19 protein-coding genes and 1 pseudogene are annotated in these 23,069 nt (G+C 54.4%); 8 read left to right on the forward strand and 12 right to left on the reverse strand.

What is annotated here, in order from left to right; genetic code table 11:
- The first annotated feature begins 14 nt into the window (after window positions 1–14).
- The 3 genes from HU754_RS03855 (at window position 15) to HU754_RS03865 (ending at window position 6,755) form a co-directional block, all read left to right on the forward strand.
- Entirely contained in the window at window positions 15–3,290 is a 3,276-nt protein-coding gene (locus HU754_RS03855; RefSeq protein ID WP_186621111.1) for a transglutaminase family protein, read from the forward strand.
- 88 nt (window positions 3,291–3,378) lie between these two features.
- On the forward strand, window positions 3,379–5,865 hold the full coding sequence (locus tag HU754_RS03860) for a circularly permuted type 2 ATP-grasp protein (protein ID WP_186621109.1): 2,487 nt from the start codon (window positions 3,379–3,381) through the stop codon (window positions 5,863–5,865).
- Window positions 5,865–6,755, forward strand: coding sequence for a transglutaminase family protein (locus HU754_RS03865; RefSeq protein WP_186621107.1), 891 nt, complete (start codon window positions 5,865–5,867; stop codon window positions 6,753–6,755). Before HU754_RS03860 ends, HU754_RS03865 begins: the two co-directional genes overlap by 1 nt.
- Before the next feature lie 210 nt (window positions 6,756–6,965).
- Here HU754_RS03865 and HU754_RS03870 read toward each other — a convergent pair whose 3' ends face one another.
- The gene (locus HU754_RS03870) at window positions 6,966–7,163 is read right to left on the reverse strand and encodes a hypothetical protein (RefSeq protein ID WP_095047310.1); all 198 of its coding nucleotides are present in this window, start codon (window positions 7,161–7,163) and stop codon (window positions 6,966–6,968) included.
- A 68-nt stretch (window positions 7,164–7,231) separates the two neighbouring features.
- Entirely contained in the window at window positions 7,232–7,819 is a 588-nt protein-coding gene (locus tag HU754_RS03875; RefSeq protein WP_186621105.1) for a cytokinin riboside 5'-monophosphate phosphoribohydrolase, read from the reverse strand.
- Between the two features lie 340 nt (window positions 7,820–8,159).
- Here HU754_RS03875 and azu point away from each other — a divergent pair, with 340 nt between their 5' ends.
- Window positions 8,160–8,603 (forward strand): azurin, encoded by a 444-nt coding sequence (gene azu, locus HU754_RS03880; RefSeq protein ID WP_095047311.1) that lies wholly within the window; start codon window positions 8,160–8,162, stop codon window positions 8,601–8,603.
- A 172-nt stretch (window positions 8,604–8,775) separates the two neighbouring features.
- Here the strand turns inward: azu and nadE are convergent.
- Window positions 8,776–9,087 (reverse strand): annotated as a pseudogene (nadE, locus tag HU754_RS03885) (NAD(+) synthase); the annotation flags it as partial.
- Between the two features lie 351 nt (window positions 9,088–9,438).
- Here nadE and HU754_RS03890 point away from each other — a divergent pair.
- Window positions 9,439–11,070 carry an NAD+ synthase gene (locus HU754_RS03890; RefSeq protein ID WP_186621134.1) on the forward strand — a complete coding sequence of 544 codons (1,632 nt, stop codon included), beginning with the start codon at window positions 9,439–9,441 and terminating at the stop codon, window positions 11,068–11,070.
- A 72-nt stretch (window positions 11,071–11,142) separates the two neighbouring features.
- Here the strand turns inward: HU754_RS03890 and HU754_RS03895 are convergent, their stop codons facing one another.
- From HU754_RS03895 to HU754_RS03910, 4 genes are all read right to left on the reverse strand, one after another.
- Complete coding sequence (locus HU754_RS03895) at window positions 11,143–12,837, reverse strand: DUF2326 domain-containing protein (RefSeq protein WP_186621103.1); 1,695 nt, start codon at window positions 12,835–12,837, stop codon at window positions 11,143–11,145.
- Window positions 12,828–13,064: an ABC-three component system middle component 6 gene (locus tag HU754_RS03900; RefSeq protein WP_186621101.1), complete on the reverse strand. Its 237-nt coding sequence runs from the start codon at window positions 13,062–13,064 to the stop codon at window positions 12,828–12,830. The genes HU754_RS03895 and HU754_RS03900 overlap by 10 nt, the downstream gene beginning before the upstream one ends.
- Entirely contained in the window at window positions 13,061–13,651 is a 591-nt protein-coding gene (locus tag HU754_RS03905; protein WP_060765755.1) for a hypothetical protein, read from the reverse strand. Before HU754_RS03905 ends, HU754_RS03900 begins: the two co-directional genes overlap by 4 nt.
- Window positions 13,652–14,590: 939 nt before the next feature.
- Window positions 14,591–15,409, reverse strand: coding sequence for a hypothetical protein (locus tag HU754_RS03910; RefSeq protein WP_186621099.1), 819 nt, complete (start codon window positions 15,407–15,409; stop codon window positions 14,591–14,593).
- Between the two features lie 397 nt (window positions 15,410–15,806).
- On the opposite strand from HU754_RS03910, the gene HU754_RS03915 reads away from it, so the two are divergent.
- Window positions 15,807–18,404 (forward strand): AAA family ATPase, encoded by a 2,598-nt coding sequence (locus tag HU754_RS03915; protein WP_186621097.1) that lies wholly within the window; start codon window positions 15,807–15,809, stop codon window positions 18,402–18,404.
- A 121-nt stretch (window positions 18,405–18,525) separates the two neighbouring features.
- On the opposite strand, the gene HU754_RS03920 is transcribed toward HU754_RS03915, so the two are convergent.
- The 5 genes from HU754_RS03920 to HU754_RS29345 form a co-directional block, all read right to left on the reverse strand.
- Window positions 18,526–19,011 carry a GIY-YIG nuclease family protein gene (locus HU754_RS03920; protein ID WP_186621095.1) on the reverse strand — a complete coding sequence of 162 codons (486 nt, stop codon included), beginning with the start codon at window positions 19,009–19,011 and terminating at the stop codon, window positions 18,526–18,528.
- Between the two features lie 232 nt (window positions 19,012–19,243).
- Complete coding sequence (locus HU754_RS03925; RefSeq protein ID WP_186621093.1) at window positions 19,244–19,780, reverse strand: hypothetical protein; 537 nt, start codon at window positions 19,778–19,780, stop codon at window positions 19,244–19,246.
- A complete protein-coding gene (locus HU754_RS03930; RefSeq protein WP_186621091.1) occupies window positions 19,773–20,942 on the reverse strand; it encodes a DUF3800 domain-containing protein in 1,170 nt (389 codons plus the stop codon). Before HU754_RS03930 ends, HU754_RS03925 begins: the two co-directional genes overlap by 8 nt.
- Window positions 20,943–21,003: 61 nt before the next feature.
- The gene (locus HU754_RS03935) at window positions 21,004–21,372 is read right to left on the reverse strand and encodes a hypothetical protein (protein ID WP_053123229.1); all 369 of its coding nucleotides are present in this window, start codon (window positions 21,370–21,372) and stop codon (window positions 21,004–21,006) included.
- A gap of 105 nt (window positions 21,373–21,477) precedes the next feature.
- Entirely contained in the window at window positions 21,478–21,855 is a 378-nt protein-coding gene (locus HU754_RS29345; RefSeq protein WP_225919959.1) for a hypothetical protein, read from the reverse strand.
- 350 nt (window positions 21,856–22,205) lie between these two features.
- Between HU754_RS29345 and HU754_RS03950 the strand changes: the two genes are divergently transcribed.
- Together HU754_RS03950 and HU754_RS03955 are read left to right on the forward strand one after the other, a co-directional pair.
- Window positions 22,206–22,640 carry a YeeE/YedE family protein gene (locus HU754_RS03950; RefSeq protein WP_099759473.1) on the forward strand — a complete coding sequence of 145 codons (435 nt, stop codon included), beginning with the start codon at window positions 22,206–22,208 and terminating at the stop codon, window positions 22,638–22,640.
- 2 nt (window positions 22,641–22,642) lie between these two features.
- On the forward strand, window positions 22,643–23,062 hold the full coding sequence (locus HU754_RS03955) for a DUF6691 family protein (RefSeq protein ID WP_186621127.1): 420 nt from the start codon (window positions 22,643–22,645) through the stop codon (window positions 23,060–23,062).
- Window positions 23,063–23,069: the final 7 nt, after the last annotated feature.

Genomic DNA, 23,069 nt, shown 5'->3' on the forward strand with positions numbered 1-23,069 from the left:
GCAGGAGGCACGCCGTGTCGATTCATGTCGCATTGCATCACGTCACGCATTACCGCTATGACCGCGCTGTCGAACTCGGCCCGCAGATCGTACGTCTGCGCCCGGCTGCCCACAGCCGCACGCGGATTCTGTCGTATGCCCTGAAAGTCTCGCCCGAGCAGCATTTCATCAACTGGCAGCAAGACCCGCAGGGCAACTACCTCGCGCGATTGGTGTTTCCCGAGAAAACCAATGAGTTGCGCATCGAGGTCGATCTGCTCGCCGAAATGGCGGTGTTCAACCCGTTCGACTTCTTCCTCGAACCCTACGCCGAGAAAATCCCTTTCTCCTACGCCGCCGATGAGCGCAAGGAACTGGCGCCGTACCTCGAAACCCTGCCGCTGACGCCGAAATTCAAAGCCTATCTGGACGCCATCGACCGCACGCCGCTGCCGGCGGTGGACTTCCTTGTGGCGCTCAACCAGCGCTTGAGCGAAGACATCGGCTACCTGATTCGCATGGAACCGGGCGTGCAGACCCCGGAACACACCCTTGAGCACGCCTCCGGTTCATGCCGCGATTCGGCGTGGTTGCTGGTGCAACTGCTGCGCAACCTCGGGTTGGCCGCGCGGTTTGTCTCCGGTTATCTGATTCAACTGACCGCCGACGTGAAAAGCCTCGATGGCCCGTCCGGCACTGAAGTCGATTTCACTGACCTGCACGCCTGGTGCGAGGTGTATTTGCCTGGCGCTGGCTGGATCGGCCTGGACGCCACGTCCGGGCTGTTCGCCGGCGAAGGGCATATCCCGTTGGCGTGTAGTCCCGATCCGTCCTCGGCGGCACCGATCAGTGGCTTGGTCGAGCCATGCGAATGTGAGTTCAGCCATGAAATGTCGGTGGAGCGGATCTGGGAGGCGCCGCGCGTCACCAAGCCCTACACCGATGAGCAATGGCTGGCGATTCAGGCGCTGGGACGTCAGATCGATGCCGATCTGCTGGTGGATGATGTGCGCCTGACCATGGGCGGCGAGCCGACCTTCGTTTCCATCGATGACCCGGATGGCGCCGAGTGGAACACCGCCGCGCTGGGGCCGGCCAAGCGGCGACTTTCCGCTGAACTGTTCCAGCGCATGCGCACGCATTACGCGCCGCAAGGTCTGGTGCATTTCGGCCAGGGCAAGTGGTATCCCGGCGAGCAACTGCCGCGCTGGTCGCTCAATTGCTATTGGCGTCGCGACGGTGTGCCGATCTGGCACAACAACGCACTGATTGCCGATGAGCAGCAGGACTACGGAGCGGATGGCGAGCTGGCCGGACGCTTCCTCGCCAGTGTCGCCGAGCGCCTGAAATTGCCTACACGTTTTGTCTTCCCGGCCTACGAAGACAATTTCTACTACCTCTGGCGCGAGGGCACGTTGCCGAGCAATGTCAGCGCCGAAGATTCACGTCTTGAGGAACCGCTGGAGCGCGCACGCCTGCGCAAGGTCTTCAGTCAGGGCCTGAACAAGGTGATCGGCCAGGTATTGCCGCTGGCGCGCACCGCTAAGGGTGATCAATGGCAGAGCGGGCGCTGGTACCTGCGTGACGAGCATTGCCGACTGGTGCCGGGGGATTCGCCGTTGGGCTATCGCCTGCCGTTGGGGTCGCAGCCGTGGGTGAAGGCCGCCGAGTATCCGTTCATTCATCCTCAGGATCCGAATCAGGACTTCCCTGAGCTGCCGGAAACCGCGCAGCTCAACAGTCATGGCGAACCTGCCACGACTGACGAACGCGTGCCGAAAATCGACGAATCCGCCGACTGGCTGACCCGCACTGCATTCTGCGCCGAGGCGCGCGAGGGGCGTTTGTACCTGTTCATGCCGCCGCTGGAGCGGGTTGAGGATTATCTGGAACTGGTGGCCGCCATCGAAGCCACCGCCGAAGAGCTGCATTGCCCGGTGCTGCTGGAAGGCTATGAGCCGCCGAGCGATCCGCGTCTGAGCAATTTCCGCATCACCCCCGACCCGGGTGTGATCGAGGTCAATGTGCAGCCGTCGGCGACTTGGGACGAGTTGGTCGAACGCACCGAATTTCTCTATGAAGAGGCGCGCCAGACCCGCCTGACCACCGAGAAATTCATGATCGACGGTCGTCACACCGGCACCGGCGGCGGCAACCATTTCGTTCTCGGTGGTGCGACGCCGGCGGACTCACCGTTTCTGCGCCGCCCGGATCTGCTGCGCAGCCTGATCGGTTACTGGCACAACCATCCATCGTTGTCGTATCTGTTTTCCGGCTTGTTCATTGGCCCGACGTCTCAGGCGCCGCGTGTCGATGAGGCGCGTAATGATGCTTTATATGAACTGGAAATCGCTTTTGCGCAGATGCCCGAGCCGGGCGAGGAATGCGCGCCGTGGCTGGTTGATCGACTGCTGCGCAACCTGCTGATCGACGTCACCGGCAATACGCACCGTGCCGAGTTCTGCATCGACAAACTGTATTCACCGGACGGCGCCACCGGGCGTCTCGGCTTGCTTGAGTTGCGTGCCTTTGAAATGCCGCCCCATGCGCGCATGAGCCTGGCCCAGCAGTTGTTGCTGCGGGCGCTGGTCGCGCGGTTTTGGCGCGAACCTTATGCGCCGCCGAAACTGGCGCGCTGGGGCACTGAACTGCACGACCGCTTCCTGCTGCCGCACTTTATCGAACAGGATTTCGCCGATGTCATCGTCGAACTGAACAACGCCGGTTATCCGCTGCGGGCCGAATGGTTCGCAGCGCATCTGGAGTTTCGTTTTCCCAAGGTCGGCGATTACGCCGTCAACGGCATCGAACTGGAGCTGCGTCAGGCGCTGGAGCCTTGGCATGTCCTGGGCGAGGAGGGCACGGCAGGCGGCACGGTGCGTTACGTCGACTCATCTCTGGAGCGTTTGCAGGTCAAGCTCAAAGGGCTGCCGCCGCAGCGTTATTTGCTGACCTGTAATGGCATCGCGGTGCCGTTGCACCCGACCGGGCGCGTGGGCGAGTTCGTCGCGGGTGTGCGTTACCGTGCGTGGCAACCGGCCAACTGTCTGCAACCGACAATACCCGTGCACGCACCGCTGGTATTCGACCTGCTCGATACCTGGATGGGGCGTTCGCTGGGCGGTTGCCAGTACCATGTTGCCCATCCGGGCGGGCGCAATTACGAGACGTTGCCGGTCAATGCCAACGAAGCCGAGAGCCGGCGGATGGCGCGATTCTTCCGCGTCGGACACACGCCGGGGAAACTTCCTATACCCAACGTGGAAATCAGTGACGAGCTACCGATGACAATCGATTTGCGACGTTTCTAAGGCCTACGCGACACGCGGATTTTTCGTATATCCGCGCGTCATGTGCCTGCGTTAGTCTGACCGTTCCTTGCTGTCTGCCGAGCTTTCCATGCCTGACCTGCTAGACCGCTACCCGCTTACGGCGGGCACTTATCACGAACTGCTCGACGGCAGTGGCGCGGTGCGCCCGCACTGGCGGCGATTGGTCGATCAGTTGCAGCGCAGCACGCCGGCGCAACTGCTGCAGCGTCAGGCACTGCTGGCGCGGCAGATTCAGGAAAACGGCGTCACTTATAACGTCTATGCCGATCCCAAGGGCGCTGATCGGCCATGGGAGCTGGATCTGTTGCCCCACGTGATTGCTGCGGATGAATGGCAGCAACTGTCGGCAGGTATCGCCCAGCGTGCGCGACTGCTCAATGCGGTGCTGGCCGATTTGTATGGGCCGCAGCGGCTGATCAGCGAAGGCTTGTTGCCGGCAGAGCTGGTGTTCGGCCACAACAATTTTCTCTGGCCGTGTCAGCATGTCGCGCTGCCGGAAGCGACGTTTCTGCACCTGTACGCCGTGGATCTGGCGCGTACACCGGACGGGCGCTGGTGGGTGACTGCCGATCGCACACAAGCGCCATCCGGCGCCGGTTATGCCCTGGAAAGCCGCACCATCGTGTCGCGCGCCTTTCCCGAGTTGTACCGGGATCTGAAGGTGCAGCATCTGGCGGGATTTTTCCGCACATTGCAGGAAACCCTCGCGCGACAAGCGCCCAGTGACGATGACGCGCCGCTGGTGGTGTTGCTCACGCCGGGGCGCTTCAATGAAAGCTATTTCGAACATTTGTATCTGGCTCGGCAGCTCGGTTATCCGCTGGTCGAGGGCGGTGACCTGACGGTGCGCGACGCCACGGTCTACCTGAAAACCCTCAGTGGTTTGCGTCGGGTGCATGCGATCATGCGCCGGCTCGATGATGATTTCTGCGATCCGCTGGAGTTGCGCACGGACTCGGCACTCGGCGTTCCCGGGTTGCTTGAGGCAGTACGCCAAGGGCGGGTTCTGGTCGCCAATGCGCTGGGTAGCGGCGTGCTGGAGTCGCCGGGATTGCTGGGCTTTCTGCCGAAGATCAACCAATACCTGTTTGGCGAAGAACTGATTTTGCCGTCGATCGCGACGTGGTGGTGCGGTGAGGCGCCGGTGTTGGCCCAAGCCCTGGAAAAACTGCCCGAACTGCTGATCAAACCAGCATTTCCTTCGCAGAGCTTCGCGCCGGTCTTTGGCCGTGATCTGAGTGAAAAAAAGCGTCAGGAGCTTGCCGAGCGCATGCAGGCGCGTCCTTATGCTTATGTGGCGCAAGAATTGGCTCAATTGTCCCACGCGCCGATCTGGCAGGCGGAAAACGGTCAACTGCAACCACGGGCGATCGGCATGCGCATGTACGCCGTGGCCAGTGGTGAGGGTTATCGCGTGCTTCCCGGTGGTTTGACCCGGGTGGCCGCCGAAGCTGATGCCGAAGTGGTATCAATGCAGCGCGGTGGCGCCAGCAAGGACACTTGGGTGCTCGGTGATCGCCCGCCAAGCGGCGAACAATGGAAAACCCAGCGCAATGTCGGTGTACATGACCTCGTCCGGCGCGATCCGTATCTGCCTTCGCGAGTGGTGGAAAACCTGTTCTGGTTCGGCCGTTACTGTGAACGCTGTGACGACAGTGCGCGACTGCTGCGGATCATGCTCGCGCGCTATGTCGATGGTGATGACCCGCAAGCGTTGCAGGCGGCGGTCGACCTCGGTGAGCGGCTGACGCTGCTGCCGGATGAAGGTGAACTCCCTGAGCGCCTGTTGGCGGCGCTGCTCGGTGAGGACTGGTCGTTCAGCCTGCGTTCCAACCTGCAGCGTTTGCAGTGGGCGGCCTCGCAGGTGCGCGGCAAGCTTTCGCGGGAGAACTGGCAAGCGCTGGTGGAGTTGCAGCGCGAAGCGATGGAACTGGACACCGACGAGCCTGATTTCGGCGAACTGCTGGACTTCCTCAACCGGCTGGTGATGTCGCTGGCGGCGCTTTCCGGGTTTGCTCTCGACGACATGACCCGCGACGAAGGCTGGCGCTTTCTGATGATTGGCCGGCGCATCGAGCGACTGCAGTTTCTCAGCAGCAGCCTTGCGGCGTTTCTGCGTGGCGCCGGTGCTTTCGATCAGGCAGGCCTGGAGTGGTTGCTGGAGTTGGGCAACAGCAGCATCACCTACCGCTCACGTTATCTGGCCGTGGCGCAATTGATTCCGGTGCTCGACCTGTTGCTGCTCGACGAGCAGAACCCGCACGCGGTGTTGTTCCAGTTGAAACTGGTGACCCGCACCTTGAAACGTTTGAACGATGATTTTGGCGCGCCGCGGGAAGCGGGATTGCCGCGACTGGTCGAGCGGCTGGCACGGTTCGATCTGGGTTGTCTGGAGAATCCATTGTTCGGTGAGTCCAGTGTACGAGCGGCGCTGAACGGTCTGGCGGATCTGCTGCAAGAGATTGCCGAGGCCAGTGGGCACGTGTCGGATCGCTTGGCCCTGCGCCATTTCGCCCATGTCGATGATGTCAGCCAGCGCACGGTGTCCGTCTGATGAATGCTCGCTACCAGATCCTCCACGACACCTGTTACCACTACGACAGCCCGGTTTCCCTGGCGCAGCAACTGGCGCACTTGTGGCCGCGAAAATGCGATTGGCAGCGTTGTACCGAACAGCAATTGCTGATCAGTCCGGACCCGACAGCCCGCCGTGATGAGCTCGACGTGTTTGGCAATCCGCTGACCCGGCTGGCCTTCGAACGGCCTCACGATGAATTGCAGGTCAATGCTCGGCTCACTGTTGAGGTGCTGGTGCGGCCGGTGCTGGACTTCAGTCAGTCGCCCGCCTGGGAGCTGACCCGCGATGCGCTGACCTACAGCAGTCAACCGCTGTCCGCTGAGTTGCTCGAAGCTTGTCGCTACCGGTTCCAGTCCCCTTACGTGCATTTGAAAAGCAGCTTCGTCGAGTTTTCGCAAAGTTGTTTTCCGCCGGGCAGGCCGTTGCTGCTGGGTGTGCAGGACTTGATGCAGAAGATCTTCAGTGAATTCACCTTTGATGCCGAGGCGACCCAGGTGGCGACACCGCTGGTGGAAGTGCTGGAACGGCGGCGTGGGGTCTGTCAGGACTTCGCTCACCTGATGCTGGCGTGCGTGCGCTCGCGAGGGCTGGCAGCGCGTTATATCAGCGGCTATCTGCTGACCCAGCCACCGCCGGGGCAACCACGCCTGATCGGCGCTGATGCGTCGCATGCCTGGGTGTCGGTGTTTTGTCCGGTGCTGGGCTGGGTGGATTTCGATCCGACCAACAATGTGCAGCCGGCGCTGGAGCACATCACGCTGGCGTGGGGGCGGGATTTTTCCGATGTGTCACCGTTGCGCGGGGTGATTCTGGGCGGCGGCAATCATGACCCGGAAGTGCGCGTCACCGTAATGCCCCTGGATTAACGCCGATCAAACTGTAGGAGTGAGCCTGCTCGCGATAGCGGTGTGTCAGCAGCAAATATTTACACTGATACACCGCTTTCGCGAGCAGGCTCGCTCCCACAGGGGATTTTGGTGTATTGGGGAGGGGAAGGGCTGTGAGGGCCGGCAGTGGAACCGCCAGCCCCGTCACAAATCCGCAGGGTCTGATTCGATGATCAAACCCGGTGGGGTTCAGGCGTCGGGCGCCTGATCTTTCGGTGTTTCAGTCGCTTCGGTTGCATCAACATCATCTTGCGTCGCCACTTCACCGTCAGGGTTCAGTGCCGCTTCCTCAGCGGTTTGTTTCTTGCGCTGAAGCTTTTCCTCTTTCTTCTGTTCCTTTGCCAGGTCTCGTTGACGTTTGGCGAAGGAGTAATTGGGTTTGGCCATGGGCGATCCTCTTGGGTCGAAGGTGAGGTTGAGCGGCGCATATTCTGCCTTGTATCGGTGCCTCGTGGTTAGCCGGGTTTTTGGTCGACCCATTTTGGCGTGACGGTCGGCTTCCAGTTATCCAGGGCATCGAGCAGCGTTTGCGCTGATTCGCTCACTTGCAGCATGTCACGGTGTGGCGCGCGAACGAAGCCTTCGCCGACGATATGGTCAAGAAAAGCGGTGAGTTTGCTGTAAAAGCCGTTCACTTCCAGCAGGCCCAGCGGCTTGCAGTGGTAGCCGAGCTGACCCCAGGTCCAGACTTCGAACAGCTCTTCCAGCGTGCCTAGGCCGCCGGGCAGGGCGATGAAGGCGTCGCTCAGCTCGGCCATGCGTGCCTTGCGCGCGTGCATGCCGTCGACCACTTCCTGGCGCGTCAGGCTTTTGTGGCCGATTTCCTTGTCCATCAGGCTTTGCGGGATGATCCCGATGACTTCGCCGCCGGCAGCCAGCGCCGCGTCAGCAACAATGCCCATCAAACCCACGGCGCCACCGCCGTAGACCAGGGTCAACTTGCGTTCAGCCAAGGCCCGGCCAAGGGCGACGGCGGCTTCGGTGTAGGCCGGAACAGTGCCGGCGTTGGCACCGCAAAATACACAAACGGATTTCAGAGACATGCCTTTCTCCTGGGTCAATCCGTCACAGGGTAATGGCTGGCAAGCCTCGATCCAAGGCCTAAACTTCGCGTTCAGGCGATTCAAAGGTACCGCTGGCGCCACAGGCGTAGGCGGCGAGCAAACTGCACAACAGACCGTTAAAGAACATGACAGGCACTCCGTCTCAGTAGATGCGCCGATCATACGGCCGGCCGTTGCATCTGGCCGTTAGATTGTTTCGATGAGTGTCATAGCCTGAAAGTTGTATACAATTTTTGACTCAAGTCATAGGAACTTGCGAAGATTTCAGGCAGTCTTTCCATCATTCGTGTTTTTGTTAACCCTGCCTTGGAGATTCACCATGTTTTCCAAAGTTGTTGCGGTATCCCTGCTGGCGCTGGCCAGCAGCCAATTGATGGCTGCCGAGTGCAAAACCACCGTTGACTCCACCGATCAGATGTCCTTCAGCACCAAAGCCATCGAAATCGACAAGAGCTGCAAGACTTTCACTATCGAACTGACTCACTCCGGCAACCTGCCGAAGAATGTCATGGGCCATAACCTGGTGATCAGCAAAGAAGCTGACATGCAGCCGATCGCCACCGCTGGCCTGGCCGCCGGTATCGACAAGAACTACCTGCCGGAAGGTGACGCACGCATCATCGCTCATACCAAGATCATCGGCGCCAAGGAAACCGATTCGCTGACCTTTGACGTAGCGAAGATTGCTGATGGCGGCTACGGCTTCTTCTGCTCGTTCCCTGGCCACATCTCGATGATGAAAGGCACGATTACTGTCAAGTAATCAGGACCACCGCGTTATCGTTCTTCGCGAGCAGGCTCGCTCCCACAGGTTTGCGCCGTCAATGTGGGAGCGAGCCTGCTCGCGAAGGGGCCATCTGCATCAACTGATGTCTGGGCCAAAGAAAAGCCCGCTGAGGATCACTCCTCAGCGGGCTTTTTCATTCCATCAGCGCTTACGGCGCAAACGGCATCACGCGTTTGTGATGAGTCTTGTTGTAGGTCGCGACGATGATGTCGAACGCTTCCTGACGCACCGGTTCACCGTGCAGGAACGCATCGATCTCGGCATACGTCACGCCATGCGAAGCCTCATCAGGTTTGCCCGGCGACAAATCCTCAAGGTCCGCCGTGGGCACTTTCTCGACCAGCGACTCCGGCGCACCAAAGCTGCGCGCAATCGCCCGCACCTGATTTTTCACCAGACCACTGAGCGGTGCCAGGTCGCAGGCACCGTCACCGAACTTGGTGAAGAAACCCATCACCTTCCTGCCCCCCAAATAGTGCCCAATGCACTGTGGATCCGGGGTCGATCACTAACTTCCCCATTGTGCACATTCTGCATCTGCCCAATATGGAAGCTGGTCGATTTTCATGACTCCCAACTCCGCCCAAATTCGGTCGAGGGAGCGCAGCTTGGATAGGGCATAATGTCCTATTAGCAAGATGCTCGCGACCCTCCGGGCAGCCCTGACCCATGTTCAATGAGCCGCAATGGCTAGCAGTAGTCCGATAGCCCATCGCTCAGCATGGGGCTTCCGATGATGCTTCCCTTGATCGCAGATGTCAGGACAGCGCTGCATCTTGCAGATCTCGATCTAGGCATTTCTGGAGGAACCATGGAGCAACGTTTGAGAGTGGTAATGGCCCAGCTGAACATCCGCGTAGGGGATGTGTACGGCAACGTCGAGAAGGTCATTGAAGCAGCCCATAAGGCTCGCGACGACCTCAACGCCCAAGTCATCGTTTTCCCTGAACTGACCCTTTGTGGTTATCCACCAGAGGATTTGCTCCTTCGCTCCAGCATGCAGAGCCGCATCGAGAAGGCGCTGCAGCAAGTTAAGAATGCAGTTAAAGGCATCGTTACAGTAATCGGCTTCCCATGGGTCGAGGATGGGGCACGCTATAACAGCTGCGCCGTAATCTCGGACGGCGAAGAACTCGCCCGCTACAACAAACAGCGTCTGCCCAACTATCGTGTGTTCGACGAGAAGCGGTACTTTGAGTCAGGCAGCGGCCCTTGTGTGGTCGAGCTCTTCGGCGTACCGGTCGGTATAACCATCTGTGAGGACATTTGGTTCTCCGAGCCTCTTAAGCAGGCATGTGATGCCGGTGCTCAAATTATGCTCACCCTCAATGCGTCTCCGTTTCACCGTGGGAAGCAGGCTGAGCGGGAAGAGCTCTTAGCCAAACGCGCCAGTGAATGCTCAATTCCGATGATCTACGTAAACCAGGTAGGTGGTCAGGACGAGCTCGTCTTTGACGGCAATAGCTTTGTGGTGGATGGCGGCGGAAAGGTCACTCAGCGCGCCCCTGCTTTCGAAGAGGGACTCTTCGTAACGGAGTTTGAGATCAAGGAGGGTGCCTTGGTGCCGGTTCCGGCTCAGACCACCGAACTTCTGAGCCTTGAGGCCAGCGTTTACCAGGCACTGGTAGCCGGAGTTAAGGACTACGTGCAGCGTAATGGCTTCAAAGGCGTTGTGCTGGGCCTTTCGGGTGGTATCGACTCGGCGCTGGTGCTTGCTGTTGCTGTTGATGCGCTGGACGCAGAAAACGTCGAAGCCGTGATGATGCCGTACCACTACACTGCCCAAATGAGCCAGGACGATGCGAAAGAAGAAGCCGACATTCTGGGCGTGAAGTACAGCGTACTGCCCATCGCACCCATGGTAGAAGCATTTCTATCTACGCTTGCGCCAATGTTCGAAGGTCTGGGCAAGGACACCACCGAGGAAAACCTTCAGGCGCGGTGTCGCGGCACGATGCTGATGGCGATCTCCAACAAGAAGCGGTATCTCGTCCTGACCACCGGTAATAAGAGTGAGATGGCTGTGGGGTATGCGACCTTGTACGGAGACATGGCTGGTGGCTACGACGTCCTGAAGGATGTGCCGAAGACTTTAGTATTCCGCCTCTGTGAATACCGCAACACCCTGGGCTACGTCATTCCGCAACGCGTCATTGACCGTCCACCGTCTGCTGAGCTTGCTCCTGATCAGAAGGACGAAGATTCCCTGCCTCCATACCCAGTCCTTGATGAAATCCTTCGCCTGTACATCGAGCAGGATTTGTCTGCCGATGCGATCACCGAGAAGGGCTTCGACAAGGAGGTGGTGAGGAAGGTAATTCGTTTGGTCGACCTGAACGAGTACAAGCGGCGCCAGGCTGCAGTTGGCCCGCGTGTGACCGAGCGTGGCTTTGGCCGTGACCGCCGATATCCAATTACTTCTGGCTGGAGCATTGGAGATTAATAGCTTCGGCAGATGATTGAATATGCTAGGGGCGCCGTTGCGCCCCTTTTTTCTTTGCCTGGTGCGGTTTCGCTAAAGTTTGAAAAACTTTTCTTCCTTCGTCAGTTCTAGGATAGTGTTTTCTTTAATAAAATTTTTGTCAAAGCTACCCAGTTTGTCATTCAATATGGCTACCACAGTTTGAATTTTCTTCTCGTTCGCGAAGTTGAATAGCTTGATTAGCTTGTCTTCATCGACGACTTCTAGATAGTCTTGGACGGTAAATGCTGGAAGCTTTGATTTAAACTTATTTAAGAAATAGACATAGGACATGTCGAATGCCATAGCTGCAGCCCGAGGAACGCCGTCGCCAGTATTGCGTTCTTCGTTGACGATTGTAAAATCTGCCTTGCCATTCTGCCCAGGGGAAACTAGAAGTTCGTTATGGTGGGTAATGAACAATCTTTTGGTAATGTCGGCATATGCCTCATTGAAAACATCAAGCTTCGAGTTTAGGTCTGAGTAGTGGACTGCAATACTACGCTTCACGTCTTCGGATGTAGTTTCCAAATCCGCAATCCTGTTGCGAGAGACCTCTACCTCGCTTATGACATAAGCAAGCCTGCCTCGAGCTTCTCGCAAGTCTTGCATCTGTTTTTCAACCAGCATCAAACCACTGAAGTGACTATCTCTGGAAAGATCTTTAACCTTGCTTTTTTCCTCAGTCAGCAGTCGTCCTAGGCTCAATCTTAAGCTATCGAGCTCATCTGCCGTCTCGATGGACATTTCTTCGACATAAGCAGCTTTACGGCTCATGATCGAGTTATGAAAATCGATTGTTTCTTCTAGGGTTTTGCTTAGGTCTGGGACTAATGATTTAGCTTCATTGTAAAGGGAGGTGATCTCATCTACGTTGACCTCCACTAAACTGTTCTTGTAGCGATCAATTGTTTTTTTATTGTAGTAAAGCTTTGTTTCCAAATTAACAATGCGTGATGTTAAAACGGCTACGCTTCTTCGAGATTCACGGAGTTGTGAGATCGCATAGCTTTGAGATTCAAAGATGTCATATTCATCCTCTTTTACTTGAAGGTCAGATATTTTTGAGTCGATCTCATAAAGATGTTCCTGGCGGCCTTCCAAAGAAATACCCCCAAGCAATGTCCTGATGCGAGTGTCTTCTAGGAGTATTTGGTGCTCAATTAGATTAATCTGGCGAACGGAATCAATAAACTCAAAATCAAAAAGGTAGGCGTAGATCAGGTCGTAATCATTGTCGCTTGTATATGTGTGCAGGTATTTAAGTGTGTTGTTGCTCGTGGCTCTATTGGTTCTGAAGAACTTGCTTCTTATTGAGTTAAACTTTGGATGTTCTCTAGTGTATCCAAAAAGGCGTGGCAGTTCGCGAGTGAAAGCTGCGCGGCTTTTATATGTGACACCATCGATGGTGCTGATGGCTGTGATGCTCTCGCGTCGGGCGCCTATTTTTATTGAGAGCACTCGAGTGATGGTGTGAGTAATAGAAGCAATCTTCACTATTAGCTCAAATTTTACATCGCCTTTAGTCAGAAAGCCTTTAACTTCTTCGTTTACCTTTTCGTTGTCCGGGTCTTTCCATAGTGGTTCGGAGTTCCCGCCCAAACAAAATGCCAAGGCTCGAAGCGATGTACTTTTGCCAATCTGGTTACCAGTCTCGCCAAGGTTGGTAATTATGTTCAGTCCTTCTTTGAAGTTGATGGTGCGTATCTCTTTGCTTCCATCAAATACAGATAGCTTAATTAGTTGCATAAAGAAATATCACCTTGCTTCGTGAGCTCTACACATCCAGTGATGTAAAGCCAGTCGAGCGCATACAGAATGTAAGCAAAAGAAACGCGATCAAATTTTTCTTGATATTTTTCAAGAAGCGCAAGTGGGCTCATGGCGCCAAGATCACTAGATTTTAAGACTATTAGTATCCGCCCACCAATGATGTAGAGGCTTTTAAGAGGGGAGCTGGTATTTTGAATGATCATTTAGGCGGCTCCAATATCTTGCAGTGGATGAAGCCATAGCAAACTATAAGCTGTCTGGCCCAATCAACTAGCTCAGATGGGGCGCCATGGAAACCGGTTTTGATGTCAACGATAAGTTCGGAGACTTTCAGTATGAGTTCATCCGAGCCTATCCGAGTTATATTGAGTTTTTGCTCAGGCGTAACTGGGCGCTCAGTCTGGTTCAAGAATAATTCGCGCCTTGCAGATTTGTACTTCTGGTTAATGGCGAAAAGGAATCTTTTTTGTGCGCCAGGTTCCTCGTCATCGATAGTCGAAATAAGATTTTCAATGAGCTCCATGTAGCCCACATTATCAACGATGACTTCTGAATACACCGAGACCCTATTGTACTCGATTTTTTCATCGACCCCAGGGTAGTCCAGTTCCACGTCTGGGATCTCATCATACGGGGTGTGAGTTGACACAATTTTAATCAGTAGTGGATTGAGCAAGGATGAGATTGCAGCGGTGGTTGCTGCAATCGTGACAGGCCCGCTTCCGTTGTTGACTACTGCTATGCCACCGTGTGTTGCCTCAGCTTCAAGCTTAGGTGGGAAGAAGCTCATGGCTTATGTACAGTGACGCTACCGCTACCCGTGGAGGTGACCGCAGTGCCCCCGTTATCCGCCTTCGTAATGATTGAAGGCTTTCTGCTACACGCTTGCAAAATTATTAATAATACAAAGCAGAAGACACCGCTTCCAATGGAATACAGAAACAGCTTATAGATTGATTCGCTTGGCAAGCTTTTGAGCAAGTCTGACTTGAACCAACCGGCGTACAGTGAGTAGAGCATCGCAGCTCCCAGAGCTGCGAAGATTCCACCTGCGCCTACGACAATCTTCAAGAAGCTGAACATTCCTTTCTCCATGGTAGTTGTTCACCCGGCACCGAGTGCCATCAGTGTGATGTTACAGATTTCACGTATTGCTCCACAAGGGCGCTCTAACTGCACAGCAGCTTTGGGTGTAGTAACTGCAGCCCAGAGGCCCAAGGTTTGCCAGATCCTCTGTAGGAGGCTGAGTCCCCCGGTGTGGATGACCTCCCGCAGGGTTGAGTCCGAGGCTCTGCAAGGACAAGGTTTCTCGTGCCGATGTCTCTTGATAGCTGCGCCTGGGCTAATGTCTCCGGGTCGAGATAGGACTCGCCAGAACGCTCTGCCTTGATTCTGGTGTGCCTAGGTCATGCGAGGGGGACGAGATCACTCGAGGCCGAGCAAAAGCGTTCATCGCGGCTATACTGCAATCGATGAATCCATGTCACACGGCAACGTAGTGACGTCAACCCATGTTCTATTAAGGGATTTAGTATGCGTGAGCGTCTTGTCAATAAAATGATTACTCATCTAAAGTGCGAAATAGACTATTTGCAAGCTGAAGCTTTGTCTGCAAGTTCCGCTCGTGATGAAGCACGATGCCGTAAGGCTCTCCGGTTACAAACGAATGCCATTGAGTATCTGTTAAAAGCAGTTGACGCTAAGCGCAGGATTTTAACGTAACGTTGAGTTAGTCAGTAACTAGCAGTTGGCGACCGGCTTTACTCAGGTGTAGGATATTATTGGCTACAAAGAAGTTTAGGATTACCCCTGATATGAGCTTCCAGTTTTCATATGCGTCCCCACGGAAGTAGCCTGCATTGTGCATTTGCCATTCAGCATGGATGCGAGCACCTGAAATGAAGCTCGTTGATTTAGCCAGCGAGAGGCTGATATCGCCAAAGTCGAGGCTAGGGTTTTGATGCAGCAGGCCTTGCGTTAATGCGATGATGAGACCTGCATCAGTTTCAGCATGCGCAATGTTAAGTGAAGCAAAGTATTTTGAAAGCAAACCACTCAGAAATTGTAATGATGATTCGTTGAGTGCGGAGCCAAGGGAGGCGAAATCCACGTATACGACGCCGCCCGGTTCCATGGTTGGGAACAGAGATTTATAAATCAACAGCTGTGATTTAGACGGTTGACGTGCTGCATATTTTTCGTTGCATTCAAGTGCTGGCTTTTTGAGGGCCAATGAAATTTTTTCTTTACTCAAAACATCGATGGCGATAATCAGTTCGCATAGCTGCGATGTAATACCTTTAGAAGCTTTTTCGGAAAACCCCATCTCTGTGCTCAGAAAACCTCTTAGGCCAGCAAAATCGTCCGAGCATAGAGTGGTCGGATTAAATTCGGTAATGGTGAGATATGCATCGAATATCGCAAGAACTTCAAGCATGCTCCATTGAGTAGTTTTTTCACAGGTGGCACAATGTTTTAGCCAATCTTTGACCCCTTTGGGGGAGAGTGTGGAGAATCCTCGCATTTGAATTTGGCCCAAAGTTAACATGGCTGCTACCTGTCGTTCAACAAAGCCTCTAGTATAGGTTGCAGGTGGTCTTACGCCAGTAGCTTAGTTGAGGCTACGCAAGTCGGCGCCACTCCTAATGTACCCTTTCGGGATCATTAAGTACCATAAGCCGCTTTAATGTACCTTTTCGGGATCATTATATAAAAAGCTTTGGTTTGATTCAGTCTCGTGCGGCTGTTGTGAGACGAATACTGGCTGGGCAAGGTTTCGGCCCAAGGGTTCCTTCCTCATCGTACTGCCGGCGCAGCTTGGAAAGCGTTGCTTGCACCATTTTTTGCCTTTCCGGTTACATCCTGCAATCAGCTCAATGGAAAAATAATAGCAATAAGCCACTTTGTGCCTACGCTCATGGATTCCCTCTTGAGGTAGGTTTGCCATGTCGAAGATTGAGATAGCACCAGTAGTAGCTGATGATTTCGAGGCATGGCTGAATTCGCGCCCCAAGTGGCTGCAGACAGCAGCTCGAATGATCATCGACCTGAAGCGGCAGCTGAACCAGGATGAAGTTAAATCGCTAGCTAGGCTTTGCAAGCTCGAAGCTAAGGATGAAGCTGATCCAGGATTTCTGACGGTAACCCCTGGCACTTTATCGCAGGTCGCCAATAGACCTTTGCTTCGAATCGAAGAAATCCTTGATGTTCATGGATTGAACGCGATCAAGGCCGGCGCCAATCTCCCATTCGGCAAAAGCAATCTCTCGGTGATCTACGGGCAGAATGGAACCGGCAAGAGCGGTTTTGCACGGCTACTAAAGGAAATCTGCGGATCACGATCCAAGGACGATATACGCGGTAATGTCTTTGATCCAACGCCTACGCCCTGCCGTGCTCACTTCAAGGTGTCCATTGACGGTAAGCCTGCGGATGTTCACTGGGACATCCCAAGCGGGCCTCACAAAGCTCTACGACATGCACAGGTGTTCGATAGCAAGGCTGCCCAGCAATACATGGGCAGGACTGAGGCATGCTATGAGCCCAGCCGGATGAAGTTTGTATCCGCGCTGATCGTCACAGCGGACGCTGTTAGCGCAGAGCTTGCAAGAGAGAAATCACTGCTCAGCAAAGCGTTACCCGCCATCCCAGAAACGCTAAATCACACCGCCGAAGCAAAATGGCTTCAGGGCCTGAAGAGTTCAACCACGGCCGCGATTATTGATAAGGAATGTCTGTACACAGATCTGCTTGATCGGGAGCGCATAGAGAAGGAGGCCCTACTCGCAGAGAAGGACATTGCAGGCCGGCTACTGAGCATTAACAAAGAAAAAACTGCGCTGAAGAGTATTGAAACAGCAATGTCCACTCTTCAACAGGGATTGAGCGTTGCGACGGCAGGTACGCTAGAGACCCTGAAAAACGCCGCTGTTAAGGCCAGGAATTCGAGCCAAGAAGCGGCGGCAGCGATTTTCGGTAAAGCCGAGCTCGACGGTGTTGGCGCTGCAACCTGGCAGGATATGTGGGAATACGCACGCGCATACTCCAACGGCACGGCCTACACAGAATCTCAGTTTCCCAACATTGCAGCTGACTCACGCTGCGTGCTTTGCCATCAAAGCCTTGATGAGGATGCCAAAGCCCGCTTAGCTGGTTTTGAGAAGTTCGTCACTGACGGCCTCGAGACAGCCGCCAAGAAGGCTGAAAAGAGTTTTACTGATCAAAAAAACCTGTTGCCAACTCTTCCAGGGCAAGCCGACTGGATCGTTCACATGTCCACTCTGGGCTTCGAGGAAGCCGATGCGATCATTTGGCTTGGCATGCTCAAAGCGAGGCGCGATCAAATCGTGCTGGGAAGCCCTGTCGGCACCTTGCCAGCTTTCGACTGGAAGAGCATTAGCGAGGCGGTTACAACCAAGTCAGCAGACTTGATTGCAGAAGAAGGGAGCCTTTCGTCCCTGCTGAAGGATGAGCATCGTCAAGCAATGCATGACAGAGTTCAGCACCTTCAAGCCAAGCAGTGGCTCTCACAAAACAAGACCTCTATTAGCGCTGAAAGGGCTAGGTTGATAGCAGTCGCAGCGATAGACAAAGCCTCACGCTCAGCGGCCACCAACGCTCTGACCACCAAAAAAAATGACTTGGCCAAAACTGAACTGGATGCTGGTTACCAAGCTCGATTCATCGAAGAATTGAAGCTACTCGGTGGCCACCGAATTCCAATAGCTCCACTAAGCAAATCGGGCGGCAAAGGCAAGATCACCTTTGGTTTAAATCTCGTGGGTGCGCACGGCTCCCATGGCTTGGAATATATCTTGAGCGAGGGTGAAACCAGGATCGCCGCACTCGCAGCGTTCCTTGCGGACACGACAGGATCAAACCAGTTGGCTCCGTTCATTTTCGATGACCCGATATCCTCACTCGACCAAGACTTTGAAGAGAAGGTTGTCGAACGTCTCGTGTCTTTGTCACAGACCAGGCAGGTCATCATATTCACCCACCGACTGTCTCTTGTAGCCCAAGTAGAAGCTGTTACCAAGAAATGGGAGCAGACTCCAGGGATGTCTTCAATCAAGCCGACACTCACGTCACTGCAGAGGATGGCGAAGACTGCAGGCATCGTCGCTACTGCAAGCGCTCGAGACCTGAGACCTGAAAGTGCTGTCAGAGGGTTGATCGACAATACGATTACGCGCTTGAAAAAACACCAGGAGAAGGCCGAAGTCGAGGCTTATGAGTCGCTCGCCAAGAGCGCTTGCAGTGACTTCAGGATCATCGTCGAGAAGACGATTGAGTACATTTTGCTGGCAGACGTCGTAGGCCGCTTCAGACGTGCAATCAACACTCAAGGCAAGCTACACAAGGTCGCCAAGGTAACAAATGACGACTGCGTATTTATTGATGACTTGATGACACGCTACTCGGTGTATGAGCATGCTCAGTCTGAGGAGATGCCCAGCAGCGCTCTTGAGCTGGATGTCTTTGAAGCCGACGTAACAGCCCTGCAGAAATGGATTGCCGAGTTTGGATCGAGAGCGAGCTAGCACGACTCATTGAGCGAGGGTCAGAATCATGATGAAACTCCTGATTCTGGCCTGATGCTGGACAGCAAAAGCCATCAAAGCAAGCTCGGCATTACCAATGCAAAAGCTGGTTCGGGAGCTGTCACTCTTCCTCCTGATTACTCAGGAAATCAAAGGTGGTAAGCGTGTCGCAGTTTAGGCAGTGGTACATACTCGACGCGTCTTGAAAGTGCATGCCGCAGAAGCTTCCGCAGAAAGGGCAGCACTCGTTCCATTCCAGGTTGCCCCAACTCCAGACGCCGAGATACTCGGGCACGCCATCCCGATCATTGCCGATGACTTCGAAAGAATCGTCGGTCGTACCGACAAAGCCATCGATGCCGAAATGCTCGAGGATCGGCAAGATGTCCGCAGGATCCAGATCGAACCATTCGCCAGTACCACGAAGGTGAGAGAAGTTCTGATGGATCTCCTTCTCCAGTCGCACGTCATCATCTGTACGAATCCAACCCAGAAGTAAAAGCTTCCTCGGATTCCCGGTTTGAAGGCCCTTTCTGCGGCGCTCGATGTCCTTGGCCCGACCTATCTTCACCTTCTCATTACTATCTTCAATGAAAAAATAGATCATTTCCGCTCCTTTCTTATGCCTGCGATTCCCTGTCTTTCAGCATCGGCAAAGAGATCTTCTGCCCTGGTGATGTATTAGTGCACGCAGCAGGGGCCAACGTCATTATTGGTCGCGTTATTCGCTCAGTTTAATGTCCCCAAATAGGGCCATTAAGCCTAAAAATGATGGTTAATGTGCCTTATTGGGGACATTAAATATGTATCTCAGAGCAACATACCACTAGCGCTCGATTCTAGGAGGGAAGTAGATTCTCTGATTCGCTGGCCTCATGGCGAGCCCAGCGCAAGGTAGCTATCGACATGAATTGCCTAATCGCCAGCGCTCCCCGTTCATTTCTGGCTTTCGAGCCAGGCAGGGTCAGTGCTGACTCTACCTTGGCACGACTCGCTTCGTACATTGCAAATGCGTTGAACTCAGAATCAAGCAGCACCAAGAGCACAGTATCGAAGGGTTGTCGTAGATCAATTGCCCCCATTCGGCCCGTAATCTTTAGTGGGTTCAGGATGCAGCGGCCCTTTATCTGGATTCTCGCGACGCCATCTTCCAGCGTCTCTGTAGCGTCGTAACCTGCCTGCCTTGCAGGATGTAGTAACAGGCCGAGCCTAGTAGCAGCTTCGTACTCTGCGACCTCGCCGGTCACGCCCAGCGGCTTGCCGGTCAGGCGATAGAATCTACGCGCAAGCACCTTGGCTTCTTTCAAGATCTCTAGGATTTCATCCTGGATCAATGCAGCCCGCTGAGGTTCGTCGTAATTACCGAGCTCAGTCATCCGCAAATGCCTCAAGTGCGGCGAGCAGCCTGGCTAGCTCAGCAAGGTCGGAAGTGACGATGTCATATTCTCCTCGACTACTCAGCCGATACACATCGCGCGCTTTTTTAACGCGTTCGAGAAGAGGGACGACGATGCCGGATGCGCGCTCTAGGAAGTCGTTGATATCCGCACGTGTCTGGGGAATTTTGTAACCCTTCGCCGCACTTGTGATGATGACGTCCGCATCGCGGAGTTTGGCAATGCCACTGGAGCGGATTCTCTGGCCATTGACCTCTCCCAGTCCGCTATCTTTTAGATGGGCCATGATTTCCGTAGTCAGCACGTAATCCTTGGTGACGAATTCGCTCTGGAATCTCAAGAACCTCAAGATGCTTAGCTGCAGTCGCTCATCTTCATTGGGGTACTTACCAACGCGCTCGCTAAAGCCGTCGGCCTGGCGGAGAGCTTCTTGGTGTACCTGGTAGTCTGCGTAACCAGATTCATCCGTCGGCGGTGGCAGAAGAGACTGGTACTTGGATGGCCACACAAGCATTCCAAGAGTCAGGCTGCGCAGGATCTTTTTGTAGGCAATAACTGCTTCTTCCGATGCTTTCTCTTCGTAGATCTGAGCGACTGAGCCAGCAAAAAAATCTGCAACCTGAACCAAAACGTTGTCCTTACTGGCCATCGTCTGGAAGGCATCCTTATCGCCAAAGAGGTCGTCCACGAATCGTTCTGCAACGTAGCTTTTGAGGCTCTCCTGAAATTCCTGGCCACCATGCTCGTCTACGATCATCTGGAGGTCAGGATATGCGCGGAACAAACGTTCATAGAGCAACCCGTTCACGTATTTTATGAACGAGGTTTTGATACGGAGGCCGCCGTCTTTGTGAATTCGGGACTTATCAACGACGGTGAAATAGAGCTTGAAAGGCAGCTCAGCTAGCTCGTTGAGGATTCGGGCACGGCGATCTGAATCCTTCGGCTTTAGATTGCTGGATTTGATCTCACCTGTTTGAAAGTGACGCATGCGGAGTGCTTCAGCTTGGGCATAAGCAGCTTCCAGGTCTTTCTCTGCCACCAGAATGGAGCACACGATGAAGAAGCCCGAGCTTCCTCCCTTTGACGTATCAAGGTCGGAATTCCCAGACTCATCCACGAAGGCATATGTTCTGTCCATGAGCTTGCTCCATCAACAACGTACTGAGCGCGGTGGGTCGCCCAATGGCAAGGTGGCGAACTTAGTTCGTCGCAGTGGTAGTGCCTGGAGCGGGGCCTTCGCTGAACGTGTAGTTGATGACCACGTCATTTCGAATCAAGACGTCGAGGGTCTTCTGAGTGCCAGTAGTCGTCACCTTCATAGTGACCACGTAGCTTTGGGCATGGGCTGAGCCATTGGTGTAGGTGTAGATCCACTTTTCGTCAGTCTCGCTGACAGCACTCTTGGCGTAGGGCTCACCAAACAACGACTTCAACTCAGCAGTCGTGGTTTTACCCTTGGTGATGCTCGCCACACTGGCCGAAGGGAAGTCTCGGCCTGCGGTGTAGTGCGAAGTAGCGCAACCGCCAAGTGCGGCACATATCCCCATAACTGCGATGAGCTTCTTCATATCCATCCTTGATCGTAGAAATCAGCAAATCTAGCTGGCATCGCAGCTAAATGCCATCACAAGGTAAAGCATCTGCTTTCGCACTCTCATAAGAATCAGAGCATCTTAGGAATAGCCATCTAGCCTCTGCTTACCGACCTTGATTAGGTCTTCCTTCACGATGTGCTCCTGTTCAGAAAAGACACCTTTCAGCCGCTCAAGGTTGAGACGTTGACACTCATTCTCAGCCTCTACTCTGGTCTGATAGGTGGCCTTCAGTCGCAATTTTTCCTCGTTGTCATAAATGTTGAAGCCTATAGGTGCGGTTTCGCAGTAAAAGCGCGTTCCGTTGCGCATGCATCCCGTTTCAGTGGGTACTGCAGGAACGACAACAAATCTCGAAATCATCTCCATGCCCTCTTCAAGCTCCCTTTCACTAATAGCGGCTGGAAGCCACCACAGCAAACAATCCACCTCAGTTTCCGATGAGAAGCAGGGGCTCATTGTTGATGTTCTGATGCTTGGTTGTCGTGAGCTTCCATTCTGAAAAAATGATTTATGCTCGGTACTTGAGGACTGGCGCTGATACCTCCAAGCAGCTTCTTCAAGCGCTGGAAAATCATGACTGCTTGATCCTTTTTCGCCAGATGTCGCAAGGTAAGTTGAACGTGAGCGATATAAAGAGTTTGCTAGCAGTTCAACGACCCATACTTTTTAAGCAGCTTGTGATTTTACGTCGGAAAGATCGGTGGAAACGCCACGTTAAGAAAAGCACGTCTGTTACCGGTTACGCAGCCCTGCCGCGCTTGCGGCGCTCGATGTCCTTTATCAGCACTTCTGTGCAGGAACGCAAAATGAGCATTGACTGGATCAATTTTACGCCTTGGACTTCATTAGGCGGAGGCGCCTTGATAGGCCTGGCGGCTAGCTTGTTCGTTCTCGCAAATGGTCGCATCGCAGGGATCAGTGGGTTGATTGGTAGCGTGATGCAATTTGGCAGTGAGGGCTGGAGCGAGAAGGCGCTGTTTCTTCTTGGTCTGCTGCTTGCGCCTTTATTGTGGGGAGTATTTAGCGTGCTGCCGGAGATCGAGATTAGGGCAGGGTGGCCGACCCTGGTTATTGCGGGGCTGCTCGTCGGCGTGGGAACCCGTTACGGTTCCGGCTGTACTAGCGGTCATGGCGTTTGCGGGATCTCTCGACTGTCAGCCCGCTCCATCACTGCAACGATGTGCTTTATGTTCGCCGGTTTTGCAACGGTGTACGTCATTCGTCATGTGGTGGGATCATGAAAATGATCAAACTGTGCGCATTTTTTGCAGGACTGATCTTCGGCCTTGGGCTTCTTCTGGCAGGCATGGCGAACCCCGCCAAGGTATTGGCTTTTCTTGATGTGGCCGGGGCCTGGGATCCGTCACTCGCACTGGTGATGGGAGGTGCCATCGCAGTAGCGGTTATTCCCCTGAATTGGGCGCTTAAGAACAAACAATCCTTGTTGGGTGCTCCCATGCAGTTACCAATGAAAAGGGAGTTGGATGCCCGCTTGATTGGCGGCAGCCTGGTGTTCGGCATAGGTTGGGGAATTGCGGGGATCTGCCCTGGGCCAGCTGTCGCTATTCTGCTTACGGGGCACGGGCAGATCATCGTATTCGTATTGGCCATGTTGGCCGGTATGTACTTGTTCTCTCTATTAGAACGTCGGCGCACGACCTGATTAGGCT

Origin of the sequence: Pseudomonas zeae (assembly GCF_014268485.2) — a bacterium.
Classification (GTDB): domain Bacteria; phylum Pseudomonadota; class Gammaproteobacteria; order Pseudomonadales; family Pseudomonadaceae; genus Aquipseudomonas; species Aquipseudomonas neuropathica.

What these genes read in the sequence shown, in the direction of transcription:
- HU754_RS03860 (WP_186621109.1), top strand. Translation starts at nt 3,379, where the DNA reads ATGCCTGACCTGCTAGACCGCTACCCGCTTACGGCGGGCACTTATCAC.
- HU754_RS03865 (WP_186621107.1), top strand. Translation starts at nt 5,865, where the DNA reads ATGAATGCTCGCTACCAGATCCTCCACGACACCTGTTACCACTACGAC.
- HU754_RS03870 (WP_095047310.1), bottom strand. Translation starts at nt 7,163, where the DNA reads ATGGCCAAACCCAATTACTCCTTCGCCAAACGTCAACGAGACCTGGCA.
- HU754_RS03875 (WP_186621105.1), bottom strand. Translation starts at nt 7,819, where the DNA reads ATGTCTCTGAAATCCGTTTGTGTATTTTGCGGTGCCAACGCCGGCACT.
- azu (WP_095047311.1), top strand. Translation starts at nt 8,160, where the DNA reads ATGTTTTCCAAAGTTGTTGCGGTATCCCTGCTGGCGCTGGCCAGCAGC.
- HU754_RS03890 (WP_186621134.1), top strand. Translation starts at nt 9,439, where the DNA reads ATGGAGCAACGTTTGAGAGTGGTAATGGCCCAGCTGAACATCCGCGTA.
- HU754_RS03895 (WP_186621103.1), bottom strand. Translation starts at nt 12,837, where the DNA reads ATGCAACTAATTAAGCTATCTGTATTTGATGGAAGCAAAGAGATACGC.
- HU754_RS03900 (WP_186621101.1), bottom strand. Translation starts at nt 13,064, where the DNA reads ATGATCATTCAAAATACCAGCTCCCCTCTTAAAAGCCTCTACATCATT.
- HU754_RS03905 (WP_060765755.1), bottom strand. Translation starts at nt 13,651, where the DNA reads ATGAGCTTCTTCCCACCTAAGCTTGAAGCTGAGGCAACACACGGTGGC.
- HU754_RS03910 (WP_186621099.1), bottom strand. Translation starts at nt 15,409, where the DNA reads ATGTTAACTTTGGGCCAAATTCAAATGCGAGGATTCTCCACACTCTCC.
- HU754_RS03915 (WP_186621097.1), top strand. Translation starts at nt 15,807, where the DNA reads ATGTCGAAGATTGAGATAGCACCAGTAGTAGCTGATGATTTCGAGGCA.
- HU754_RS03920 (WP_186621095.1), bottom strand. Translation starts at nt 19,011, where the DNA reads ATGATCTATTTTTTCATTGAAGATAGTAATGAGAAGGTGAAGATAGGT.
- HU754_RS03925 (WP_186621093.1), bottom strand. Translation starts at nt 19,780, where the DNA reads ATGACTGAGCTCGGTAATTACGACGAACCTCAGCGGGCTGCATTGATC.
- HU754_RS03930 (WP_186621091.1), bottom strand. Translation starts at nt 20,942, where the DNA reads ATGGACAGAACATATGCCTTCGTGGATGAGTCTGGGAATTCCGACCTT.
- HU754_RS03935 (WP_053123229.1), bottom strand. Translation starts at nt 21,372, where the DNA reads ATGAAGAAGCTCATCGCAGTTATGGGGATATGTGCCGCACTTGGCGGT.
- HU754_RS29345 (WP_225919959.1), bottom strand. Translation starts at nt 21,855, where the DNA reads ATGAGCCCCTGCTTCTCATCGGAAACTGAGGTGGATTGTTTGCTGTGG.
- HU754_RS03950 (WP_099759473.1), top strand. Translation starts at nt 22,206, where the DNA reads ATGAGCATTGACTGGATCAATTTTACGCCTTGGACTTCATTAGGCGGA.
- HU754_RS03955 (WP_186621127.1), top strand. Translation starts at nt 22,643, where the DNA reads ATGATCAAACTGTGCGCATTTTTTGCAGGACTGATCTTCGGCCTTGGG.